At 50.7% G+C, this 22,591-nt stretch carries 16 protein-coding genes; 10 read left to right on the forward strand and 6 right to left on the reverse strand.

Features of this window, described 5'->3' with window-relative positions; translation table 11 throughout:
* Positions 1 to 3: 3 nt before the first annotated feature.
* Positions 4 to 837, forward strand: coding sequence for a rhomboid family intramembrane serine protease GlpG (gene glpG / locus SIL79_RS06485; RefSeq protein WP_039035420.1), 834 nt, complete (start codon positions 4 to 6; stop codon positions 835 to 837).
* A 111-nt stretch (positions 838 to 948) separates the two neighbouring features.
* On the opposite strand, the gene elbB is transcribed toward glpG, so the two are convergent.
* A complete protein-coding gene (gene elbB, locus SIL79_RS06490; protein ID WP_039035421.1) occupies positions 949 to 1,602 on the reverse strand; it encodes an isoprenoid biosynthesis glyoxalase ElbB in 654 nt (217 codons plus the stop codon).
* A 385-nt stretch (positions 1,603 to 1,987) separates the two neighbouring features.
* On the opposite strand from elbB, the gene polA reads away from it, so the two are divergent.
* Positions 1,988 to 4,756, forward strand: a complete 2,769-nt coding sequence (gene polA, locus SIL79_RS06495) for a DNA polymerase I (RefSeq protein ID WP_162206833.1) — start codon at positions 1,988 to 1,990, stop codon at positions 4,754 to 4,756.
* Positions 4,757 to 5,408: 652 nt separating this feature from the next.
* Here polA and yihA read toward each other — a convergent pair.
* A complete protein-coding gene (gene yihA, locus SIL79_RS06500) occupies positions 5,409 to 6,059 on the reverse strand; it encodes a ribosome biogenesis GTP-binding protein YihA/YsxC (RefSeq protein WP_039035432.1) in 651 nt (216 codons plus the stop codon).
* 169 nt (positions 6,060 to 6,228) lie between these two features.
* Between yihA and SIL79_RS06505 the strand changes: the two genes are divergently transcribed.
* The 5 genes from SIL79_RS06505 to hemN all read left to right on the forward strand — a co-directional run bounded on the left by SIL79_RS06505 (position 6,229) and on the right by hemN (position 11,075).
* Positions 6,229 to 6,849, forward strand: coding sequence for a c-type cytochrome (locus SIL79_RS06505; RefSeq protein ID WP_039035423.1), 621 nt, complete (start codon positions 6,229 to 6,231; stop codon positions 6,847 to 6,849).
* Between the two features lie 759 nt (positions 6,850 to 7,608).
* Positions 7,609 to 8,295: a methyltransferase domain-containing protein gene (locus SIL79_RS06510; RefSeq protein WP_039035425.1), complete on the forward strand. Its 687-nt coding sequence runs from the start codon at positions 7,609 to 7,611 to the stop codon at positions 8,293 to 8,295.
* A 47-nt stretch (positions 8,296 to 8,342) separates the two neighbouring features.
* On the forward strand, positions 8,343 to 8,867 hold the full coding sequence (gene yihI / locus SIL79_RS06515) for a Der GTPase-activating protein YihI (protein ID WP_039035426.1): 525 nt from the start codon (positions 8,343 to 8,345) through the stop codon (positions 8,865 to 8,867).
* A gap of 11 nt (positions 8,868 to 8,878) precedes the next feature.
* Positions 8,879 to 9,346 (forward strand): DUF2489 domain-containing protein, encoded by a 468-nt coding sequence (locus SIL79_RS06520; protein ID WP_039035427.1) that lies wholly within the window; start codon positions 8,879 to 8,881, stop codon positions 9,344 to 9,346.
* 352 nt (positions 9,347 to 9,698) lie between these two features.
* Positions 9,699 to 11,075 (forward strand): oxygen-independent coproporphyrinogen III oxidase, encoded by a 1,377-nt coding sequence (gene hemN / locus SIL79_RS06525; RefSeq protein ID WP_082014343.1) that lies wholly within the window; start codon positions 9,699 to 9,701, stop codon positions 11,073 to 11,075.
* A 63-nt stretch (positions 11,076 to 11,138) separates the two neighbouring features.
* Here the strand turns inward: hemN and add are convergent, their stop codons facing one another.
* Complete coding sequence (add, locus tag SIL79_RS06530; protein WP_071475716.1) at positions 11,139 to 12,134, reverse strand: adenosine deaminase; 996 nt, start codon at positions 12,132 to 12,134, stop codon at positions 11,139 to 11,141.
* A 198-nt stretch (positions 12,135 to 12,332) separates the two neighbouring features.
* Between add and SIL79_RS06535 the strand changes: the two genes are divergently transcribed.
* Positions 12,333 to 14,111, forward strand: coding sequence for a DUF885 domain-containing protein (locus SIL79_RS06535; protein WP_162206829.1), 1,779 nt, complete (start codon positions 12,333 to 12,335; stop codon positions 14,109 to 14,111).
* Between the two features lie 67 nt (positions 14,112 to 14,178).
* Positions 14,179 to 15,192, forward strand: a complete 1,014-nt coding sequence (locus tag SIL79_RS06540; protein WP_071475717.1) for an alpha/beta fold hydrolase — start codon at positions 14,179 to 14,181, stop codon at positions 15,190 to 15,192.
* On the opposite strand, the gene SIL79_RS06545 is transcribed toward SIL79_RS06540, so the two are convergent.
* Entirely contained in the window at positions 15,107 to 17,593 is a 2,487-nt protein-coding gene (locus tag SIL79_RS06545; protein WP_319619076.1) for a putative bifunctional diguanylate cyclase/phosphodiesterase, read from the reverse strand. The two genes, SIL79_RS06540 and SIL79_RS06545, sit on opposite strands and share 86 nt — an antisense overlap.
* A 280-nt stretch (positions 17,594 to 17,873) precedes the next feature.
* Positions 17,874 to 20,060, reverse strand: coding sequence for an OsmC domain/YcaO domain-containing protein (locus SIL79_RS06550; RefSeq protein WP_162206828.1), 2,187 nt, complete (start codon positions 20,058 to 20,060; stop codon positions 17,874 to 17,876).
* A gap of 370 nt (positions 20,061 to 20,430) precedes the next feature.
* Here SIL79_RS06550 and hmpA point away from each other — a divergent pair, with 370 nt between their 5' ends.
* Positions 20,431 to 21,621 carry an NO-inducible flavohemoprotein gene (hmpA, locus tag SIL79_RS06555; RefSeq protein ID WP_162206827.1) on the forward strand — a complete coding sequence of 397 codons (1,191 nt, stop codon included), beginning with the start codon at positions 20,431 to 20,433 and terminating at the stop codon, positions 21,619 to 21,621.
* A gap of 21 nt (positions 21,622 to 21,642) precedes the next feature.
* Here hmpA and SIL79_RS06560 read toward each other — a convergent pair whose 3' ends face one another.
* Complete coding sequence (locus tag SIL79_RS06560) at positions 21,643 to 22,554, reverse strand: cation diffusion facilitator family transporter (protein WP_052248227.1); 912 nt, start codon at positions 22,552 to 22,554, stop codon at positions 21,643 to 21,645.
* Positions 22,555 to 22,591: the final 37 nt, after the last annotated feature.

Genomic DNA, 22,591 nt, shown 5'->3' on the forward strand with positions numbered 1-22,591 from the left:
GACATGGAAATCGGCCGCCTCCCCAACGAACGCGCCGCTCAGGCGCTGGTAGACTACCTCAAGGGTGAAGGGATCCCCTGTCGCATCATGCATCTGGAACAGGGAGTGGCTATCCATGTCATCAAGGACACCGACCAAGCACAGGGGCGCAAAGCGTTTCTCGACTTTGTTCAGGATCCGTTAAACCCCAAATATCTGCAGGCTTCCTGGGACCATGGCGACAACCGCATCCGCTTTGACTATGGCGCACCATCACTGCAACTGCTGAGTCAATTTATTACCGGCGCCGGGCCGCTAACGCTGGTCATTCTGCTGGTCTGCATAGCTATCTTCGCAGCCATGAACCTGGGTTACGGCAATCAGGTTTTCGAAGCCCTGGCCTTCTTTGGCGCCACTTCAGATGCCGGTTTCAGCCAATTCTGGCGCTTGTTTACTCCGAGCCTGCTGCACTTCTCGGCGCTGCATATCACCTTTAACCTGCTCTGGTGGTGGGTCTTGGGTGGCAAGATAGAAAACCGTATCGGCATTGCGCCGCTGCTGACGCTACTGCTGGTCGCCGGCACATTGCCCAATCTAGTGCAGTACTACCTCAGTGGCCCCAACTTCGGCGGTCTTTCCGGGGTTGTGTATGGCCTGGTGGGTTATACCTGGATCAGCGGCCGCATGAGCCCAGAGAAAGGCATAGGCCTGCCACCTGCCATGATGGGCTTTATGCTGTTGTGGCTGGTGCTTGGCTTTATGGATATGTTTGGCCTGTCGATAGCCAACGGCGCGCATCTTGGTGGGCTCTTGGTCGGTCTGACCCAAGGCTGGCTCGACAACCGCAGGAAAAGATAATCCTATGTAGCTCGGCTTTGTAGACGCCAAAGTCATTCTGCACAGCAAGCAACAGTAAAAAGAGGGAGCTCAGGCTCCCTCTTGAATAGAAACTAAGTAACTTGGACGGGCTTAGGCCAGCTCCAACACCTTGGTCACCAGCTTTTCAATGCCGCTATTGGCCTCGGCAATGGAACCTGCCAGCATATAAGCCGGGGTGCTGACAATCTTGCGCTCACTGTCGACCACAATTTCATCTACCTTGGCATTTTGATGTTCACCGCCCATGGCAGTAAAGGCCGCTGCGGTTTCGGCGTCCGTCCCTATGGTGCCTTTGGCCCCCTTACCATAGAGGCCCGGGATCATCACAGGTGCAATACAGATAAAGCCCACCACCTTACCAGCGTTGATAAAACGGCTGATAAATTCACGCACCGGGGCGGCGATCTCACTATTGCTGCCATTTACGGCAAAGTTACAGAGGTTTTTGGCAGCTCCGAAGCCACCGGGAATGATCAGACCGTCGAAATCGGCCAGATTCAACTCGGACGTCGCCTTGATATCACCACGGGCAATTCGAGCTGCTTCTTCCAGCACGTTACGCTGCTCAGTCTCCACGACTTCACCCTTGAGGTGATTGACCACATGCATTTGAGGAATATCGGGGGCAAAACATTGGTACGCTGCGCCGGAGCGAGACAGGGACAGCAGGGTCAACACTGCCTCGTGAATTTCACTGCCGTCGAAGACACCACAACCACTGAGAAGAACTGCAATTTTTTTCATTAAAAAATCCCTCTTATGTCATTTAGGTTTAACAAACCAATTACAAACTGGTTGATCTGATTAAAAAACATGCTAACTTAATTCATCGTCTCTGCTAAGAGGCGATTTTTACTGCTACCAAGGTGCAAATCTGGAAAAGGAATTTAAAAAATCCACAACCGATAAGATTTGGTAAAACTTTTACCTGACTCACAAAAAAACAAATAACAAATAAATATCAACAAGTTATAAAAACAACTTCGAGTTGTTCTCTACAGCATTTCTCTATGTTGATTTTTTCACTCACAGACTTATCCACAGGCTGAGGGTGATTTTGTCATGGCCGAAAATGCCTTGGTATGGCATGCTTAGCAGCACTTAAGACAGCTTAGATTGAAACAAAACTATGCCAACAATAGCAGAAAACCCCCTCGTCCTTGTGGATGGTTCTTCCTACCTCTATCGGGCCTACTATGCGCCGCCTCACCTGACCAACTCCAAGGGTGAAGCAACCGGGGCGGTTTACGGCGTAGTCAACATGTTGCGCAGCTTGCTGGGTAAATACAAGCCACAGCAAATGGCGGTTGTGTTTGATGCCAAAGGCCCCACATTTCGTAACGATATGTATGCAGAGTATAAGGCTCACAGACCTCCAATGCCTGATGATCTACGTAGTCAGATAGCGCCTCTGCATGCCATCATCGAAGCCCTGGGTCTACCACTCCTGTGTATTCCCGGCGTAGAAGCCGATGACGTGATAGGCACTCTGGCCTCACGGGCCAGCAAAGAAGGACGTGCCATTCTGATCAGCACAGGCGATAAGGATATGGCTCAACTGGTGGATGACAATGTCACCCTGATCAACACAATGACAGACACCATAATGGGGCCCGAAGAGGTCACCAACAAGTTTGGTGTCGGCCCCGAGCTTATCATCGATCTGCTAGCACTGATGGGCGACAAGGCCGATAACATCCCGGGACTGCCTGGTGTGGGTGAGAAAACCGCGTTGGCCATGCTGATGGGCGCCGGAGGAGTCGCCAAGCTGTTGCAGCAACCGGATTGCGTCACAGCTCTTGGCTTCCGGGGTGCCAAGACCATGGCCAAGAAAATCATCGATAATGCCGAGATGCTACAGCTCTCTTACGATCTGGCGACTATCAAGACAGATTGTGATCTTGATCTGGACTGGCACCAACTCAATATTACGGCCCCCAATAAAGACCAACTGACACAGCTTTATGGTGAGATGGAGTTCAAACGTTGGTTGGCAGAAGTTCTGGATAACAAGATGCCGCATCCGTTAGCGGTCAATACTGCAACGGCTGAAACCCAGGAAGAAACTCCACCCCAACTCGCCATAGAGACAGAATACGAAACCATACTGACCGAAGCCGCCCTGGAAAAATGGCTGAAAAAACTGGTCAAGGCTGAACTAATGGCGATAGATACCGAGACCACCAGCCTCAATTATATGGATGCCGAGCTGGTGGGTCTGTCTTTTGCAGTCAAAGCCGGAGAGGCGGCCTACCTACCTCTGGGGCACGATTACCCGGAAGCCCCTGAGCAACTGCCCCGGGAAAAGGTATTGGCCAAGCTCAAACCGATACTTGAAAACCCTGAGATAAAAAAGGTCGGTCAAAATCTAAAATATGATATCAGTATTCTGGCCAATGCCGGTATCAAGCTGACCGGTGTTGCCTTCGATACCATGCTCGAATCCTATGTCTTCAACTCAGTGGCATCCAGGCACGACATGGACGGGCTGGCACTCAAGTACCTGGGGCACAAATGTGTCAGTTTCGAAGAGATCGCCGGTAAAGGCGCCAAGCAGCAGACATTCAACCGGATCCCTTTGGAAACGGCATCACCCTATGCCGCCGAAGATGCCGATATTACCCTTAGGCTGCATCAACACCTATGGCCCAGGCTCGAGCGGGAACAAGAGTTAGCCAATGTTTTCACTGAACTTGAGTTGCCGCTTATTCAGGTATTGTCACAGATGGAACGCGACGGCGTGCTGATCGACAGTATGCAACTGTCGCAACAAAGTGATGAGCTGGCGCAAAAAATAGATGCGTTGGAGCAAAAAGCCTATGAGATCGCCGGAGAGAAATTTAACCTCAGCTCCCCCAAACAACTGCAGGCACTATTCTTCGAAAAGCTGGGTTATCCGGTGATCAAGAAAACGCCGAAAGGCGCCCCCTCCACCGCCGAGGAGGTATTGATAGAGTTGGCGCTGGATTATCCATTGCCAAAGATTATTCTCGAACATCGCAGCCTGACCAAGCTCAAGAGCACCTATACAGATAAGTTACCGCTGATGATCAATGGCAAAACCGGCCGGGTGCATACCAGCTACCATCAAGCCAACGCTGCCACCGGCCGTTTGTCATCCAGCGACCCTAACCTACAGAATATTCCTATCCGCACCGAAGAGGGGCGTAGAATTCGTCAAGCCTTTATCGCACCTTCAGGACGCAAGATTCTGGCCGCCGACTATTCACAAATTGAGCTCAGGATCATGGCTCACCTATCCCAGGATGCCGGCCTGCTGGCGGCATTCGCCGAGGGTAAAGATATTCACAGAGCAACAGCGGCTGAAGTCTTTGATGTGGCGTTTGAAACTGTCACCCCAGAACAGCGTCGCCGCGCCAAGGCGGTAAACTTCGGTCTGATTTATGGCATGTCGGCCTTTGGCTTGGCGCGCCAACTGGATATTCCTCGCACTGAAGCACAAAGCTATATGGATACCTACTTCAAGCGTTATCCCGGCGTGCTCAAGTATATGGAAGAGACCCGGGCACTCGCCGCCGAGCAAGGTTATGTCTCCACACTCTTTGGTCGGCGCCTGTATCTACCGGAAATCCGCGACCGCAACGCCATGCGGCGTCAAGCTGCGGAACGGGCGGCTATCAACGCTCCGATGCAGGGAACAGCAGCCGATATCATCAAAAAAGCGATGATCAAAGTTGCCGACTGGATAGCCTCTGACACTAAGGGGGAAATCACCATGATCATGCAAGTTCACGATGAATTGGTGTTTGAGGTTGATGAAACGAAAGCCGAAGAGTTGCAACAACAGATCTGCAAACTCATGGCTGAAGCGGCTACCCTGGATGTCCCTTTGCTAGCCGAAGCGGGCCTGGGTGATAGCTGGGATCAGGCACACTGATAACCCACCTACTTCATCAAGAGCCATCCTTCGGGGTGGCTTTTTTGTATTTTGAACACAACGCAGTAATTATTCGCGCTTGCTATCGTCACTAGCCAACCTATCTGAACAGAAAACAACACTTTTCGGCAATTAATCGACAAATGCGTGCTAACAGGTTGCATTTTAAGCTCATTTCTGTAATTCACAGATCAAAAGTTGCTGTTTCAACCAAGATTTCTTGTGATCGACTCCACATTATTGTCGTATTTTTGAAAAAACAGTTTTCCCATTAAAGATAAATGCAGTATTATTCTCGGCGTAGGGTACAGAGGTTAAGATGTTCTATCTTTCAGACCTTTATTTCACTTTTAGTGATCAGCCAAATTCTGGCGCCCCAGCAATCATTTGCTGGGGCTTTTTTTCGTCTACAGTATTTTTTAGAGCAATTACTTTAAACTTGATTCGATTCGCGCTATGCTACCGTCATTGAGAGCCATCGAAGTCCAAGTTTGATGGTACTTGAGTCTTGTTGAAATTTTAGCTTCTCCCCAAAAGAGCTAATTTAACCGGTGACTGAGTCGCCGGTTTTTTTTGTCCTGGATTCTCCCAGCACAAACAACAGATACAAAAACGGCAGCCTCCATGGCTGCCGTATAGTGGTTTGGGTCCATCATCCTTGTTCGTTGTCTTCTTGTTCCAACCAGGCTGGATGGCACCACTCATCCAGAATTGCCAAAACCTTAGGTTTCCCGGTGCCCTTCAATGAAGAAAAAGGCTCGACTCTGACCCAATCACCAAAGTCAACCAGCGCTTTACGTACCTCATTGACCGTTTTCATCTTGGCACTCTGTGGCAACTTATCTGCCTTGGTCAGCAGCGCCAGTACCGGGATTTCACTGGCAACAGCCCATTCAATCATCTGCAAATCCAAGTCTTTCAACGGATGGCGAATATCCATTAGCACCACCACACCACTCAGGCAAGCCCGCTTTTGTAAATATTCACCCAAAGACTCCTGCCATTTAAGCTTCATGGCCAGTGGTACCTGAGCAAAACCATAGCCGGGTAAATCCACCAAACGGCGCTGCTCATCGAGCTCAAACACATTGATCAGTTGGGTACGGCCAGGAGTTTTACTGGTTCTGGCAAGGTTTTTCTGCTCGGTTAAAGCATTCAAAGCACTTGATTTACCAGCATTTGAGCGGCCGGCAAAAGCGATTTCCACGCCGGTGTCGCCAGGTAAATGCTTATCCAAATGGGCAATATCAGGCGCGCTGATAAGGAATTTTGTCTTGCGAAAATCGATACGAGTTGCTGTCACTTCTGACTCCGGAATTTTGCTGGGTGATAGCATAAATATTGAAGACTTGCTTACTTTTCCACGTTTTCGTGTAAAATATTAGCCCGATCACATTATTTGTATTTTACCACGCTTGCGGGTCACCCTAGTAAGCTCAGGACAATAATTTAACGAAAGAAGTTGGAACGCCATGAAAAAGTTAGCCCTTGCGCTGTCTGTAGTCGCCGCCATATCTTCACCTGCGATTGCTGAAGGTAATGCTGAAGCGGGAAAAACCAAAGCCATTGTCTGCTCTGCCTGCCATGGTCTTGACGGCAACAGCATGATCGACATGTATCCCAAGTTGGCCGGTCAGCATACAACCTATCTGCAAAAACAGCTGCGGGAGTTTCGTAGTGCAGCTCAAACCGGTGGCAAGGATGGCCGTATGGATCCCATCATGGGTGGGATGGCGGTAGCCTTGAGCGATCAGGATATTGCCGATGTTGCAGCTTATTTTGCCAGCCAAACATTGCAGGTTGCTGAAGTAAAAGATGTTCCTGATGCCGGCGAAAAGCTGTTCAAGGGTGGTGATATGTCTCGTGGCATAGCCGCTTGTTCTGCGTGTCACGGTCCTGAAGGTAAAGGCAGCGAACTGGCCGGTTTCCCGGCAGTTGCTGGGCAGCACGCCAACTATATCAAGATCCAATTGAATAAGTTCCGTGATCAGAGCCGTCATAATGACCTAAACGGCATGATGCAGGACACAGCGAAAAAGCTGAATGATGCAGACATTGATGCGCTGGCCAAGTACATCTCCAGCCTGAAGTAATTTTTGCTGTAGCTTGGAAAAGGGTGAAGTTTCACCCTTTTCTTAAGTCACAACGTTTACGTTTACGTAAACTGAAAACATTAACGCTTGACACAGATCACAGATTTAGGTTTAATGTGCCCGTACCGAGATAAACCCATCTGCTTGTATAAAAACTTTACCAACAACATTCAGGTTTCGGTATAATTTACATTCAAGATATAAGAATAAAGCAAGCCAATAACAATAAGACTACTAAGACCACTCGCAAATAATAATAATGAGTCGAGATTTCAGTTTGAAATCCAGGTCAATAAAAGTAAGGAACCGGCGATTTTGCCAAACCGCTTTTTAGCATTGTCCTTACGAATTAACAGGGGAACTTGCTCCAACAGGAAGATGTTTGCAGGACTCAAACATTGGCACGGGAAGCAACGCGCTTTGGATGCACTGGCTGGAAGCTTGTTATCACTGGAAGGTACTTGGTAGACAAGGATGGTCTGTTAGGCGTCACAGAAGACGACTGAATAATGATGAGTCAATTGGCCATCGCTATTTGCAGGAAACCCAAGAAAGTGTCTGGAAGACCGATAACGAGAAAAACTGCAGGGAAAGCTGTCAAAAAAAGAAGGATATCGACCGGGAAAGTCGCATAGCAAGTAAGGAAACTTGAAATCAGAATAGGGTGTTAGTTAGCACCATCATAAGGCGGCAGCCATACTGCCGCCTTTTTTTATGGCATAATTTGTTAACCCCCATTGAGCAGATATTAATTAGTCCATGCGTCGCTGTCCCCTGTGTCATAACGATCAGGCTGAACTCAGCTTTCAGGATAAGAAACGAGGTTTTTATCTCTGCCCTGAATGTCGGCTGTTGTTTGCAGACTCCAACAGTTACCTGTTACCAGATGCCGAAAAGCAGCGTTATGGACGAGCCCGCCAAGCTGGAAAGCAAAAGCAGTTGGCACGCTTTATCCACCCCTTGTTGGAACAGCTGCAATCTTTGCAGCCAACGCCTTTATTTGGCCTCAACTTTGGCCGAGTGCTAAGCGAGGATGGCCTGAAACAGATCCGCGACGCCGGACACCATTTACAACAGTTCGATCCCTTTTTTGCAGCAGATCACCAGTTACTACATCACCAATATGACTTTATCTGTTGTTTTCGGGTGTTCGAGCACTTCAGGGCCCCGGCCAAAGAGTGGAGCTTAATAGAAACCCTTTTGAAACCAGGTGGTTGGCTGGCCATATCCACCCCATTACTGACCTCTTTAGCCGCGTTCCCCAAATGGCATTACAAAAACAATCCAACCCATGTCAGCTTTTATCAGCAACAGACGTTTGCTTACTTGGCATCTCAGGGCAAATTTAGGCTAATATTTGCAGCGCAGGACTTCATCTTGATGCAAAAAACATCAGGATCTGCTATAACACGCGACCTTGATGCAGAACCGCCGCTTGTAGACTGAACCCGGCACGGTTCGGACGCAACCAACTACTTTTTATCGAGAGAATTATGTCCCGTAGTAAAAAGACCCGTAAAGTCGGCGAGAACAACCCCAAACTGGCCCCCAGAAGCAAGAAATCTGAGCGCGCTCCAGCCCGTAAGAAGCAGGATTCAGGTAATAAGGCGGGTAGCCGCCAGAACCCTGCAGCTCCAAAGGGGCAAAAGCGGGCAGGCTCTGACAAACAAGATATCCGCCTTGGCAGCAAAAGGCCTGTCGCTCTGGATATAGTCAAAGAAAAGGTTGCACAGCCAAAACAACCTAAACTGACCGATGAACAGTTGCTGCTGCAACTGGAGGAAGATCCGCGCCTGAATAAGCTGCTGGATCAGCTGGAAGAAGGTCGGGAACTGGCCGCCGATGACCAGCAATGGCTGGAGCGGCAATTGGCCAAGATAGAGAAGCTGATGGAAAAACTTGGCATTACCGATTTGGATCAGGCCGATGAAGCCCCAAGCAAGAGTCATAGCGATGACGAATTGCTGGAGAAATTCGAATCCGGTGCTGAGCTTCTGAAACAATACCAGGACAACTAACGGAGGCCGGGATGCAGTTTATCCTTATCACCTTAGCCATGTTGATCATCATAGGACTGAGTGCCTATGCCACAGTGTTGCTTTTGCGTCTGAGAAGACAAACCCAGGCCAGAGAGCAGGCGATGGCTGAACAAAAGGCGGTTATGGAAGCTAAACAGGCATCCCTGCTTGCCGATATCCGCTATATTGCCGCCGCAATGACAGAAGAGCGTTGTGAGTTGTCCGAAGGAGTAGTTAGAATCGTCAAACTGTTCGATCTGCTATCGCTGACAGAGAGAGTCAGTGGTGACTACCCGGATGTGTTTATGCATTTTGAGCGTATCAAGGATCATCCCATTCTGGAGGCCAGGGCTCAGTTACCCAAACAAGAGCGGATGCGGCTAGACCTGGCCAGAATGAAGTCTGAAGCCGAGCTGGAGCAAGGCATATTGGCCGACGCCAAAAAACTCTCCGAGTTTCAACTCAAACCAACTCACTAATGCAGCAACTGCCGGCTTGCTCTCAGCAGTCGGCAGCGCTTTATTCACCATCCCCGAAATCTTCGCCCCTGAAAGACAGTCCCAAACATCGGAGGCTTGTGTTTTAGTTACGCCTGAGTTCGCAGCCTTGTCTTGTCGTCTCAGCCAAACAACAATCAAGCCTGTTGAATCTTTTCTCTGGCGTGAGTCGGTGCACAAAACCTCAATAAGACAACAGACATTGAAAGCATTTTCAGGGATATTTCTTAACGTTTGCTTGTGTACATATAATTTTTACAACCTGGATCAAGGTTATTTGAGCCATAACCCTGCATACTTCGCTCATTGCTAATTTACTGTCGGAGGACACGCCTTGAAGCAGCCCACTCATATCAGCTGGGATCAATCAATGATCGAGAAATATAACTACAGCGGTCCCCGTTATACTTCCTACCCAACGGCGCTGGAGTTTGACGACTCATTCACAGAAGGCGATCTATTGTCGGCCATAGCCAACAGCAAAAGTGACAAACTGTCTCTGTACATTCATATCCCCTTCTGCGCCAAACTTTGCTATTACTGCGGCTGTAACAAGGTTATCACCCGACATCAGCACAAAGCCGATCAGTACATAGAGTACCTGGCAGCCGAGATCGTCAAGCGGGCGCCTCTGTTCAAACACTATACTGTGACCCAAATGCACTGGGGCGGTGGCACACCGACGTTCCTAAACCCAGAGCAAATCATTAAGTTATCGTCACTGTTGAAGAGTCACTTCAACTTTGCCGAACAGGGTGAATACTCTATCGAAGTCGACCCTAGAGAAATCGAACTCTCTATGCTGGATGCCCTGAAAGAGGCTGGGTTCAACCGTATCTCCATTGGGGTGCAGGACTTCAATAAAGAGGTTCAGGCAGCAGTTAACCGTGAACAGGATGAAGACTTCATTTTTGCGCTGATCAAAAAGGCCAAAGAGATGGGCTTTGTCTCTACCAACGTCGATTTGATTTACGGCTTGCCTCATCAAACACCGGAAACCTTTGCCGAAACCATTCAGCGCATTCTGGATCTGTCGCCAGACCGTCTGTCTGTATTCAACTATGCTCACCTGCCGGCCCGCTTCGCGGCGCAGCGGAAAATCAAAGATGAGCACCTGCCCAGCCCACAACAGAAGCTGGACATGCTGCATCAGACGATTGAGACCCTGACCGGCGCCGGCTACCAATACATAGGCATGGATCACTTCGCCAAGCCTGATGATGAGCTGGCCAAACTGCAAAGAGAAGGCCGATTGCACCGTAACTTCCAGGGTTATACCACCCAGGAAGAGTGCGATCTCCTCGGACTTGGGGTGTCATCCATCAGTCAGATTGGTGACTGTTATGCGCAAAACCAAAAAGATATTCGCCCTTACTATGAAGCCATAGATGAGCAGGGCCACGCTCTATGGAAAGGCTGTAAACTCAATCGTGATGACGAAATCCGTCGCGCAGTGATCAAGCAGCTTATCTGTCACTTTGAGCTTGATATGACCAAGATGGAGCAACAATTGGGGATCCAGTTTGAAGAGTACTTCGCCGAAGATCTCAAGCTGCTGCAAACCTTTATCGACGATAAACTGGTTAACATTGAAAATCGCCAGATCAGCATCAGTCCAACCGGGCGTCTGTTGATCCGTAATATCTGTATCTGTTTCGATGTCTACTTCCGAGAAAAGGCACGTCAGCAACAGTTCTCCCGGGTAATTTAACCCTGAGAAGAATAAAAAAGCCGATGAATGATTCATCGGCTTTTTTGTGTCTGAACCAAACTTTTATGCTTTAGCGGCGTAAAGTTCCCGACGCTCGCTGTCAGAGAGGAAGGCCATATCCACGCCATTACGCTGCAGCTTAGCCAATTCAGCAGCGGTGAAGCCCATCTCCTGCTTAACCACACGATATTCATGCTTGATATCTATGGCGCTGACGCCTGGATCATCGGTATTCAAGCCAACCAACACACCGGCTTCCATAAAGGTGCGCAGTGGATGCTCCTGATAGCTGTTAACGGTAGAAGTATGCAGATTACTGGTAGGACAGGATTCGATACCTATCTTATGTTCCACCAGATACTCCATCAATTTGGGATCATGAATGGCATTGACCCCATGGCCTATGCGAGTCGCCCCCAACTCCTTGATGGCTTGCCACATGCTTTGGGCACCGGCGGCCTCTCCGGCGTGAGCCGTGATCTGAAGTCCGGCATCGCGTACCCGCTTGAAATGCTCGTTAAACAGCTCACCGGGGAAACCCAACTCATCACCGGCCAAATCAACCGCGACCAAAGACTCCCTGTGCGCGAGTAAGCCATCCAACTCCTGGGTACAAGCCTGCTGACCAAATGAGCGTGACAGAATACCTATCAGTTTTATCTTGACCTGATAGTCCTTGAGCCCGGCTTTTACGCCATCAATAACGGCTTCCACCACGCCTTCTATCGGCAACTTATGATTCATTGCCATGTAGTAAGGGCTGAACCTTAATTCGGCATAGTCCAACCCGGACAATGCCACATCGGCGACATTTTCATAGGCCACCCGCTTTACCGCATCCAGATCGGCCAGCACGGCAACCATCCAGTCCAGCTTTTTCAGGAAAGCCACTAAGCTGGATTCTTTACCCTGGATCTGTACGTAAGGTGCCAAAGCCTCAAGCGAGGCCGCCGGCAAGGCAATGCCATGCTGCTGACCCAGTTCCCATATGGTCTCAACCCTGACATTGCCGTCCAGATGGCGATGTAAATCGACCAACGGAATTGAAGTATCAATCATAAAAATAACCCCTGCATGAACTACCCCGCCAATGTAATTATTTTTTGGTCTGGGGACGCTTAAGTGTAACACGCCTTTTGTTAGCACCTCTTAGTCTACTGACAGGCTTTGTTACCAAAAGGTGACGTTAAATCTCTGGGGCTCCATCCTGGCTTAAGGCATAATCCTTCATCAAGGATAAAAAAGGAACAAAATCAAATGAAAAAACTCCTGCTGCCCCTGTTGCTCACTGGATTCCTGGGCGCCTGCCAAACCCCTGCCCATGAAGCCAACACGCCAGAAATAAGCAAGCAGCTATCTCAAGCCGATAGCCAACTCCAGCAGTTAATAGCCGATGCCTGGCAGCAAAGGCTGGCAGAAAGCCCTCAGATGGCCTTGCTGTTTGGCGATGACTCGGCCGCGGGCAAATTAGCAGACTTGTCAGCTGAAGCTCTGACGGCCGATGCTGCGGCCAATTCAACACTATTGCAACGGCTAAAGGCGATCCCCAGAGAACAGCTGAGCAAAGAAGCCGCCATCAATGCCAGTATTCTCGAATACCAACTACAGGAGCGTGTGGATAGCTTCAGGTTCAAGGCCCATTACCTGCCGATTACCTCAGAGAGTGGCTTTCACGCTTACATTGCTTCTATGGCCTCAGGGCCATTCAAGACAGAAGCCGATTACCGTCACTACCTGCAGAAACTGCAATCTCTGCCGCGCTACTTCCAGCAACAGATACACTGGATGCGCCAGGGGCTTGCCGAAGGTATCACTCAGCCGCAATCTGTACTGAGAGGGTTTGAACAGAGTATTCAGGCTTATATGGTACCAGTGCAGCAAAGTAGCTATTTCAAGCCGTTTGAGACGTTTCCAGAGCACTTTTCTGCCAATCTTAAACAGGAACTGAGCCATGCCGGATACGTCAGTGTCGAGCAGCATGTGTTACCGAGCTATCAAGCCTTCTATGACTTTATGACCGAGAAATATATCCCCGGCGCCCGCCAGAGCATTGCCGCATCAGCTCTGCCCAATGGTCGGGCCTTTTATGAAAACAGGGTCAAGTACTACACCACTCTGGATATGACGCCTGAGCAAGTCCATCAACTGGGGCTGAGTGAAGTAAAACGGATCCGCGCCGAGATGGAACAGATCATCGAACAAACCGGTTTTAAAGGCAGCTTTGCCGAGTTTCTGCATTTTATGCGCACCGACAAACGCTTTTATGTGGACACGCCGGAGCAACTGCTCAAAGAGGCCTCCTATATTGCCAAAAAAGCCGACGCCATGTTGCCACGCTATTTTGGCAAACTGCCCCGCAAACCCTATGGTGTCGCCCCTGTTCCGGCTGAAATTGCCCCCAAATATACAACCGGGCGCTATTCCGGCTCCAACTCGGAGACTGTGGCGGGTTTTTATTGGGTAAACACTTATGCCTTGGATAAGCGTCCTCTCTATGAGTTGGAAGCACTCACCCTGCATGAGGCTGTTCCGGGTCACCACCTGCAGATTTCTCTCAATCAAGAGTTGGAGCAACTGCCCGATTTTCGCCGCTACAGCTATATCTCGGCCTTTGGTGAGGGATGGGGACTATACAGTGAATATTTGGGGCTGGAAGGGGGTTTTTATCAGGATCCCTACAGCAACTTTGGACGCCTGACTTACGAGATGTGGCGCGCCGCCCGCCTGGTAGTCGATACAGGTATGCAAACCCAAGGCTGGAGCCGTCAGCAGGCAATAGACTTTATGGCCGGTAATACGGCTCTGTCGCTGCACAATGTCACCACAGAGATAGACAGATATATCTCCTGGCCTGGGCAGGCGCTGGCCTACAAGATTGGCGAGCTGACTATCAAACGTCTGCGAAAGCAAGCAGAAGATGCCCTGGGGGAAAAGTTCGATATCCGCCAATTCCACGATGCAGTATTGGCGCAAGGCTCTGTGCCCATGTCTGTACTGGAACAGCAGATAGCCGACTTTATCGCCTCACAGCAATGAAACCCTGTTTCTGATACACTCGGCCAGTGCCTTTGAGCACTGGCTTTTTTAGATCAGGAAATATTGGATGGTAACGACCCAGGCCCGCAACACAGAACCCGCTTCAACCCAGTCTCAATTGGAGACTTTCTGGCAAGGTGTCACCCATGCCAAGCTGGCAGTGGGATTCGGTAAAGAGCTGGCCTACGGTTATATTTGCCATCCAAAGGCGAAACAAGCTGTCGTCATCAGCAATGGCCGGGTAGAGAGTTATCTCAAGTATCGGGAGCTGATCCATGACTTCTATCAGCAAGGCTATAGTGTCTACGCCTTGGATCATATGGGGCAAGGCCTATCCAGCAGGCTAACCGCCAATCCTCACCAGGGGCACATAGATAAGTTTCAGGACTATGTGGATCACTTACACTGTTTCGTTGAGCAAGTGGTAGTTGCAAACCAATATGAACAGTATTTTCTGGTGGGCCACTCCATGGGCGGCGCCATAGGCACTCTGTATTTGCAGCAATTCCCCCAACGATTTACTGCTGCGGCCTTCTCTGCCCCCATGTATGGTATTCGCCTGCCAATGCCGCGCAACTTCGTACGTTGGCTGGCAGGAAAACTCAATAGTTATGGCCCGCATACCGAGCCCAACTATGTGTTATCCGGCCATGATTATCGTCCGCTCGAGTTTAAAGATAATCAATTGACCCACAGCGAAAGCCGATATCAGGCATTACTGGATTTATGCCGGCAACATCCTGAGATCCAACTGGGCTCGCCCACCAATCAATGGTTGATAGAAGCATTGGATGCTTGCGAGCAGACCATCACCGCAGCCAGAGAGTCAAAGGTGCCAATCCTCATTCTTCAGGCTGAGCAGGACACTATCGTCGATAACCAGGCGCAAATCGCCGCCCTTGGCCCCAAGGTGACATTGGAAAAGATCGTGGGAGCCAGGCATGAACTCTTTATTGAAATCGACGCAATACGTGAGCAGGTGCTGAATATTATTTTCAACTTCCTGGCGCAGCATACGGTAACTCACGCCACGGAGGCTGCAGCAGAACTGCAAACTCAGCCTCAGGCAGAGGCTGACTAAACAGATACCCTTGGAAGTTGTCACATCCGAGCTGATTCAAAAAGGCTCTTTGTTGAACGGTTTCAACCCCTTCGGCAACCACTTTCAGCTCCAGACTGTGAGCCATTTCGATTATGGCCTTGACTATGGCATCGGCACTGCGCCCAGAGCCAATCTTCTGCACAAAAGAGGCATCTATCTTCAATCTGGATAGAGGCAGGTTCTGTAGATAACTCAACGAACTGTAACCTGTGCCAAAGTCATCTATCGCCACGGATATCCCCGCCTTCCTCAGCAGATCGATTCGGGTATTCATGATGCACAGATTGGTCAACAAGGCGTACTCAGTCAACTCCAACTCCAACGCATCTGTTGCAATCCCCTGGGCCTTCAGCAAGGCGATCAGACGCTCAACAAACTCGGGCTGATTAAACTGTCTGGCGCTGAGGTTGATGGCGATTTTTGGCACCCCAATGCCCCTGGCCTGCTGCTCGCGAATGAAGCGACAAACTTCGAGGATGACCCAATGACCAATTTCACTGATAAGGCCACTGCCTTCAGCCACAGGAATGAAATCCGCCGGTGAAATATTTCCCTGCTGCGGATGCTGCCAACGCAATAGCGCCTCAGCCCCAGTCAATTTCCCCTGGGCATCAACTATTGGCTGGTAAACCAAAGAGAGTTGTTGCCGTTCGATGGCATAGCGCAACTCATTCTGGATCAGCAGATTTTGGTGAGCCTTAACCTCCATCTCGGAGTTGTAGATCATGCAGTTATCTCGACCGCCTTCCTTGGCCTGGAACATGGCCATATCGGCTCGCTTCAAAAGCTCCTCGGCATCAATATCATCCTGATCATCAAACAGACAAACACCAATACTGGCAGACACATGCAGCTGCTTGTCACTGATATTGAAAGGCCTGGCAACCAACTGCCTGATCTCACTGGCCAACGCCAAGGCTCGCCTTGCTGCCATAGCTCTGTCTTGGGTTAGATCTTTCGCTAGAATAACGAACTCATCCCCCCCGAGCCTGGCAACCAAAGTATTGGCGCTAAAATAGCCCGAAAATCTAGCCGCCAGTTGGATCAATAACCGATCTCCCAGATGATGCCCGAGAGTGTCATTGATAGTTTTGAAATTATCCAAATCTATTAGGAACAGCGCTGCACACTGCAGACTGTTGCGACAATGCTTTTGCTGCTCATACAAGGCATCCATCAAAGAGCGGCGATTGGCTAAATTAGTCAGGGCATCATGGTTGGCTAAATGGGCCAGGGCTTGCTGATTACGCACATCATCCGACACATCGGCATGAGTACCTATAATCCGGCAAGGGCGGCCCTGTTCGTCCCATTCAACCAGCATTCCCCTGTCCAGCACCCAGATATAGTGTCCCTCTTTATGGCGCATGCGATGAACACTCTCAAACGCCTCGGTCTCACCATTGAGGTAAGCCTGCAAAGACGACAACACGGCTTCTTTATCGTCCGGATGCAGTCGGCTTTCCCAAGTAGAATAAAGCCCTTCGAGTTCATGGGGGCCGTACCCTATCATCTCTTTCCAGCGGTCCGACAGAAAAACTTCGCCGCTGGCGATGTTCCAATCCCAGATCCCATTGCGAGTCCCTTCCACCGCAAACAACCAGCGTTGTTCATTGTCCCTCAATTGCTTCAGGGTTCGCTGCAACTTCTGTTGGCTCCGGTGCAAGTAATCCTTTAGCACCCGTACTTCACTGAAAACCCAAGTGTTATCCATATGAAAAGGGTTGTTCTCGCCTTTCCTGGCCTGCCAAGCCAGAGCTCTTAAAGGGCGGATTAACATAAAGTGCAATACCAGCATAAAGCCCAAAACAAATAAGGCCCCCAGGCCCCAAACCCGCATAAAACGCAGATTGAGGTCATCAGTTACCTTGGCCATTGCAGGCGATAGATCATACTCGAGATAAAGCAGTTCGGCCTTGCCCCCAAAACCAACGGAAGCCTCAGTGATAACGGGATAATATGCCTGTATTGATAGCCTATCCGTGTTGGCAAATATCTGTGGTTTTCCAGATTCGACCACCTGCCGGTGCAACGCCATTGAATAGCCATCGATCACTTGCGAAGCCCGACTGTCGCGCCAAACAACATGATTGGCGTAGCGGATAAGACTGGTGTCATCTAACAGTATGTACACCATGATGTTGAAGTCTGTCGCCGCCAGAGATATCTCCTCGGCTACACTGTCTAAATTTTGATTGTGAATCGCTCTCTCAACAAGATGTTGCATCCTGAAAAGTTCTTTCTCAAGCTGCTTTATCTGGGCCGCAGACGCCTCGGATTCCAAAGACTGGCGTTCATAGAAATACTCTCCGGCAACCAGGCAGAGATAAATAAAAAAAACACAAAAAGGAACAACATAGGCCATAGCAGGCCTTGGCATCTTCACAAATGAAATCCTTGATGTTCATGACAAAAAGGCACACACAATGCTTAATGCTAACGGTAAATTAACCTACAGGCAAAGAGTCTGCCGCTAAAATTGTTTTCATGTTTTGAGTACACATGTTTTGAATACATAGGGAAGATGCATTGCAGGGAAAACATTTGTGTGCAACTTCTTCTCTAGGTCAAAGTGACGAGATAACTTGAACCACAAGGAACCAAACTAAAAGCCAATGAAGTCGGGTAAGGGGCAAACATGCCCCTTACCTGAACATAATTTACTTCTTGGCAGCCACTCTGGCGCGGGCGGCGTGCAGTTTCTTGTAGCTTTCGATCAACCGCTGGTGTTTTTCCAGGCCTTCGAGCTGCATATTGGTTGGGGTCAGGCCGTAGAAGCGCACAGTACCATTTACCGAACCTATAGCGGCACCCAGGGTTTCCTGGCCAAACATGCGTCCCAAGTTGTACCGGTAGTCGTCCAGCTCGAGTTCATCGTCCAGGCTGATCTCCAACACCGCCTGCAGGCATTGATAGAAGAGGCCACGAGCGACGGTATTATTGTTGTACTGCAGGAAGGTTTCGGTCAGCTCCAGCGCTTCTTCCAGTTCACCTATGGCCAGGCAGATCAGCAGTCTGAGTTCGAGTATCGTCAGTTGGCCCCAGACGGTGTTTTCATCAAACTCTATGCCTATCAGGGTGATGATATCCGTGTAGATATCCAATTGGCTGTCTTCGAGGCGCTCGGATAGGCTTTGCAGTTGGCTGTCGCTGAGGCGATGTAGGTTAAGAATATCTTCGCGGTAGTCCAGCGCCTTGTTGGTGTTGTCCCAAATCAGATCCGATACCGGATACACCTCGGAGAAGTCTGGCACCAGGATCCGGCAGGCATTACCTATCTCGGTAAACTCGGCGATGTAGACCTCTTTGCCCATATCTTCAAGAATCCCGAACAGGCTCTGACTCTCTTCGGCGTTGCTGCCGGAGAAGTCCCATTCGACAAACTCATAGTCCGGCTTGCTACTGAAGAAGCGCCAGGAGATCACCCCGCTGGAATCGATAAAGTGCTCTACAAAGTTCTCCGGCTCCTGCACCGCCATGCTGTTGAAAGTAGGCTTTTGCACATCGTTGAGGCCCTCGAAACTGCGGCCCTGCAGCAGTTCGGTGAGGCTGCGCTCCAGCGCCACCTCAAAACTGGGGTGAGCGCCGAAGGAGGCAAACACGCCGCCTGTGCGGGGGTTCATCAGGGTCACACACATGACGGGGAACTGGCCACCGAGGGAGGCATCCTTGATCACCAGCGGAAAGCCCTGCGCCTCCAGCGCCTCTATGCCGGCCACTATCGAGGGATACTTGGCCAGCACGTCTTTCGGCACCTCAGGCAGAACCAGCTCATCTTCTATGATGCGGCGCTTCACCGCCCGCTCGAAAATCTCGGACAGACACTGCACCTTGGCCTCATCCAGGTTGTTGCCTGCACTCATGCCGTTGCTGAGATACAGGTTTTCAATCAGGTTGGAGGGGAAATACACAGTCTCGCCATCGGACTGACGCACATAGGGAATGGCGCAGATGCCGCGCTCGACATTGCCCGAGTTGGTGTCGATAAGGTTGGAGCCGCAGAGCTCACCATCCGGGTTGTAGATTTCCAGGCAATAGTCATCAAGGATCCCGGGCGGCAGCTCATCGTTGGGGCCGGGCTGGAACCACTTCTCATTGGGATAGTGAACAAATTCGGCGTTGGCGATCTCGGGGCCGAAATACTGGTCGTTGTAGAAGAAGTTGCAGCTGAGACGCTCGATAAACTCGCCCAGAGCCGAGCAAAGCGCGCTCTCTTTGGTTGCGCCCTTGCCGTTGGTAAAACATTTGGGCGAAGCGGCGTCACGGATATGCAGCGACCAAACGTTGGGCACCAGGTTACGCCAGGAGGAGATCTCTATCTTCATCCCCAATTCGGCCAAGGTGTTGGTCATGTTGGCTATGGTCTGTTCCAGCGGCAGATCCTTACCCAGAATAAAGGTGCTGTGGCTGTCATCCGGCTTCAGCATCAACATCGCCTGGGCGTCCTGATCCAGGTTATCCACGGTTTCCAACTGGAACTCGGGGCCGGTCTGAACCACTTTCTTCACGGTGCAGCGGTCGATAGAACGCAGTATGCCTTCACGGTCCTTGTCAGAGATGGTGTCCGGCAATTCCACCTGAATCTTGAAGATCTGGTTATAACGGTTTTCCGGGTCGACTATGTTGTTTTGCGACAGGCGTATGCCTTCGGTCGGAATATCGCGGGCGACACAGTACACCTTCACAAAATAAGCGGCGCACAGCGCTGATGAAGCCAGAAAGTAGTCGAACGGGCTCGGCGCCGAGCCATCACCCTTGTAACGGATTGGCTGGTCGGCAATGACACTGAAGTCATCAAACTTGGCTTCGAGTCTGAGGTTGTCGAGAAAATTTACTTTGATTTCCATTGGATAGTTCCGAGTTCCGGCGGGGTTTCCCGCTCGCCCGATGACACTCGCCGCAGCGGTAAAACCGGCGACCGACTGTGATCTGGGTCAAATTGAGCAAAATTGGGGGAATTATCCGCTTTTTAGCGGCAAAAGTCATTGTTGACCACTAAAGGCGACTTGGTACCAGAGAACCGAACCAGAGTAGCAAACAGGTCAGAATCAGGATCCAGATACGATAAACATAGACGCACCTCACGCACCCAAGTGTTTTTGCCAACCATACTGAATACCTGACAGCTCCTGCCAGAATTTTTTATTGATCTAAATCAAATACATGTTTATTTTATCACGGAACATATAACTTAAATGAATCTTTGAGGTTGTCGTTATGTTGGATCAACACACTGTCCAAGTGGTCAAGAGTACTATTCCCCTGCTGGTTGCCGCCGGCCCAGAGCTGACCAAGCACTTCTATCAGCGCATGTTCCACCACAATCCCGAACTGAAAGATGTGTTCAACCTGGCTCATCAGCATAAGGGCGATCAACCTGTAGCCTTGTTCAATGCCGTCGCTGCCTACGCCCAACATATCGACAATCTGGCCGCTCTCAGTGAAGCCGTGGAAAGAATTGCCCAGAAACACACAGGCTTTCTGATCAAACCCGAGCAATACGCCATAGTCGGCAAGCATCTGCTAGCCACCCTGGAAGAACTCGGCGGCGATGCCGTCACGCCAGAGGTACTGGGCGCCTGGGAGAAGGCTTATGGGGTGTTGGCCAATATCTTTATTGGCCGCGAAGCACAGATCTATGCCGATGCCGCAGGCAAACAAGGAGGTTGGAGCGGCACCCGCACCTTTATTGTCAGCAACAAACGCCGCGAGTCAGCCGCCATTACCTCCTTCGAACTCACGCCCAAGGATGGCGGCCCTGTGGCCGACTTTAAGCCAGGACAATACCTGAACCTCAAACTCAGCCATCCGGCGCTGGCTCATACCGAGATCCGCCAATACTCATTGTCGGATGCCCCCAACGGCCGCAGCTATCGCATCAGCGTTAAACGTGAAAACGAAGGATTGGTTTCCAACCTGCTGCACAATGAATTCGATATCGGCAGCGAGCTTGAGCTGATCCCGCCGGCGGGGGATTTTTTCCTGAATACTGAGCCCGACACCCGGGTTGTGCTGCTATCTGCCGGAGTTGGACTGACGCCTATGCTGAGCATGTTAAACAGCCGCCTGCAGCAAGACTGCGCCGAGACACTATGGCTGCATGCCTGTGAAAATGGCGCCCAGCACGCTTTTGCCGAAGAGATACGCCGCAAGCAGGCCGAGCAGACAAATCTCAAGGCGCTGACCTGGTATCGCCAGCCGCTTGAAACTGATGTTCAGGGACAGGATTATGACCTGAAAGGCACCATGGTGCTGGAGCCGATAGCGTCCATGCTGCCGTCCGAGGGCCAATTCTACTGCTGCGGCCCCATAGGCTTTATGCAGAGCATCAAGGCGCAGTTGCTGGCCTTGGGTATTGAGGAAGCGCAGATCCACTATGAAGTATTCGGCCCCCATCAAGGGCTCTGATGCAGCCACACGGGCGCCGCTTCAGGCGCCCTGTTGCAGTAAGCCTTCCTCTTCGGGCTGCTCTTCCAGCGGCTCCACATGGATAAACACCGCCGCATGGGGAATAACAGCCATCAAGGCCTGCTCGATACGGTCACAAATGGCATGGGAATGGCCAACACTCATCTCCTTGGGCAAGGTCAGATGGAAGTCGATGTGACGCCGCCGGCCCGCCTGACGGCCGCGCAAGTCGTGAAAACCCCCTTCGCTGGGACAGTGGTGCGCTATTATCTCGGCGGCCTGGTTCAGCTCCTCTTCGCTGATGCTGTGATCCAGCAGCGGCTTGAAGGCCTGATCCAGCATGCTTATCGCTTCTTTGAGAATAAACAGCGCCACCCCTATGGCCACTATGGGATCCAGCAGCGCCAAGTTATGGCCAAAATAACCGCCCACCCAGATGAGCAACAGCCCCACGGCGACCCCGAGCGAGGTGAGCACATCGGCCTTAAGGTGCAGGGCATCAGCCTCAAGCGCTACCGATTGCTCTTCCCTGGCCACCCGGTAGAGATAGGCACTGACGCCTGTGTTTACCAGCGCCGACAACAGCATCACCAATACCCCCCAGCCCAGGCCTTCTACCTCTGAGGGGCTGAGCAACTTGCCGACGGCCTCAAAAATAATCCAACCGGCCGCCGCCAAAATCAACAGCGCCTCAATAACCCCGGAAACATTCTCTATCTTGTCGTGGCCGTAGGGATGATCCCAGTCCGGCGGCACATCGGCTCGGCGCACGGCAAACAGGGCGATCAAGGCCGCCACCAAATCCATGGCGGAGTGAATCGCTTCCGAAATGATACTGACCGAACCACTGACAATACCCGCCGCCACCTTCATGATGATCAGCGAAATATTGGAGCAGACCGAGACCATGGCGGCTCTGGCTTTTCTGGACATCTATTATTCTCCCTCAATACGGCTTGGGACTTGGACT

It is taken from the genome of Shewanella indica (assembly GCF_033842865.1).
Lineage (GTDB): Bacteria > Pseudomonadota > Gammaproteobacteria > Enterobacterales > Shewanellaceae > Shewanella > Shewanella indica.

Bases quoted from the DNA above. Each gene is read 5' to 3' on its own strand.
- glpG (WP_039035420.1), top strand. From the start codon at position 4: ATGGAAATCGGCCGCCTCCCCAACGAACGCGCCGCTCAGGCGCTGGTA.
- elbB (WP_039035421.1), bottom strand. From the start codon at position 1,602: ATGAAAAAAATTGCAGTTCTTCTCAGTGGTTGTGGTGTCTTCGACGGC.
- polA (WP_162206833.1), top strand. From the start codon at position 1,988: ATGCCAACAATAGCAGAAAACCCCCTCGTCCTTGTGGATGGTTCTTCC.
- SIL79_RS06505 (WP_039035423.1), top strand. From the start codon at position 6,229: ATGAAAAAGTTAGCCCTTGCGCTGTCTGTAGTCGCCGCCATATCTTCA.
- SIL79_RS06510 (WP_039035425.1), top strand. From the start codon at position 7,609: ATGCGTCGCTGTCCCCTGTGTCATAACGATCAGGCTGAACTCAGCTTT.
- yihI (WP_039035426.1), top strand. From the start codon at position 8,343: ATGTCCCGTAGTAAAAAGACCCGTAAAGTCGGCGAGAACAACCCCAAA.
- SIL79_RS06520 (WP_039035427.1), top strand. From the start codon at position 8,879: ATGCAGTTTATCCTTATCACCTTAGCCATGTTGATCATCATAGGACTG.
- add (WP_071475716.1), bottom strand. From the start codon at position 12,134: ATGATTGATACTTCAATTCCGTTGGTCGATTTACATCGCCATCTGGAC.
- SIL79_RS06535 (WP_162206829.1), top strand. From the start codon at position 12,333: ATGAAAAAACTCCTGCTGCCCCTGTTGCTCACTGGATTCCTGGGCGCC.
- SIL79_RS06540 (WP_071475717.1), top strand. From the start codon at position 14,179: ATGGTAACGACCCAGGCCCGCAACACAGAACCCGCTTCAACCCAGTCT.
- SIL79_RS06545 (WP_319619076.1), bottom strand. From the start codon at position 17,593: ATGCCAAGGCCTGCTATGGCCTATGTTGTTCCTTTTTGTGTTTTTTTT.
- SIL79_RS06550 (WP_162206828.1), bottom strand. From the start codon at position 20,060: ATGGAAATCAAAGTAAATTTTCTCGACAACCTCAGACTCGAAGCCAAG.
- hmpA (WP_162206827.1), top strand. From the start codon at position 20,431: ATGTTGGATCAACACACTGTCCAAGTGGTCAAGAGTACTATTCCCCTG.
- SIL79_RS06560 (WP_052248227.1), bottom strand. From the start codon at position 22,554: ATGTCCAGAAAAGCCAGAGCCGCCATGGTCTCGGTCTGCTCCAATATT.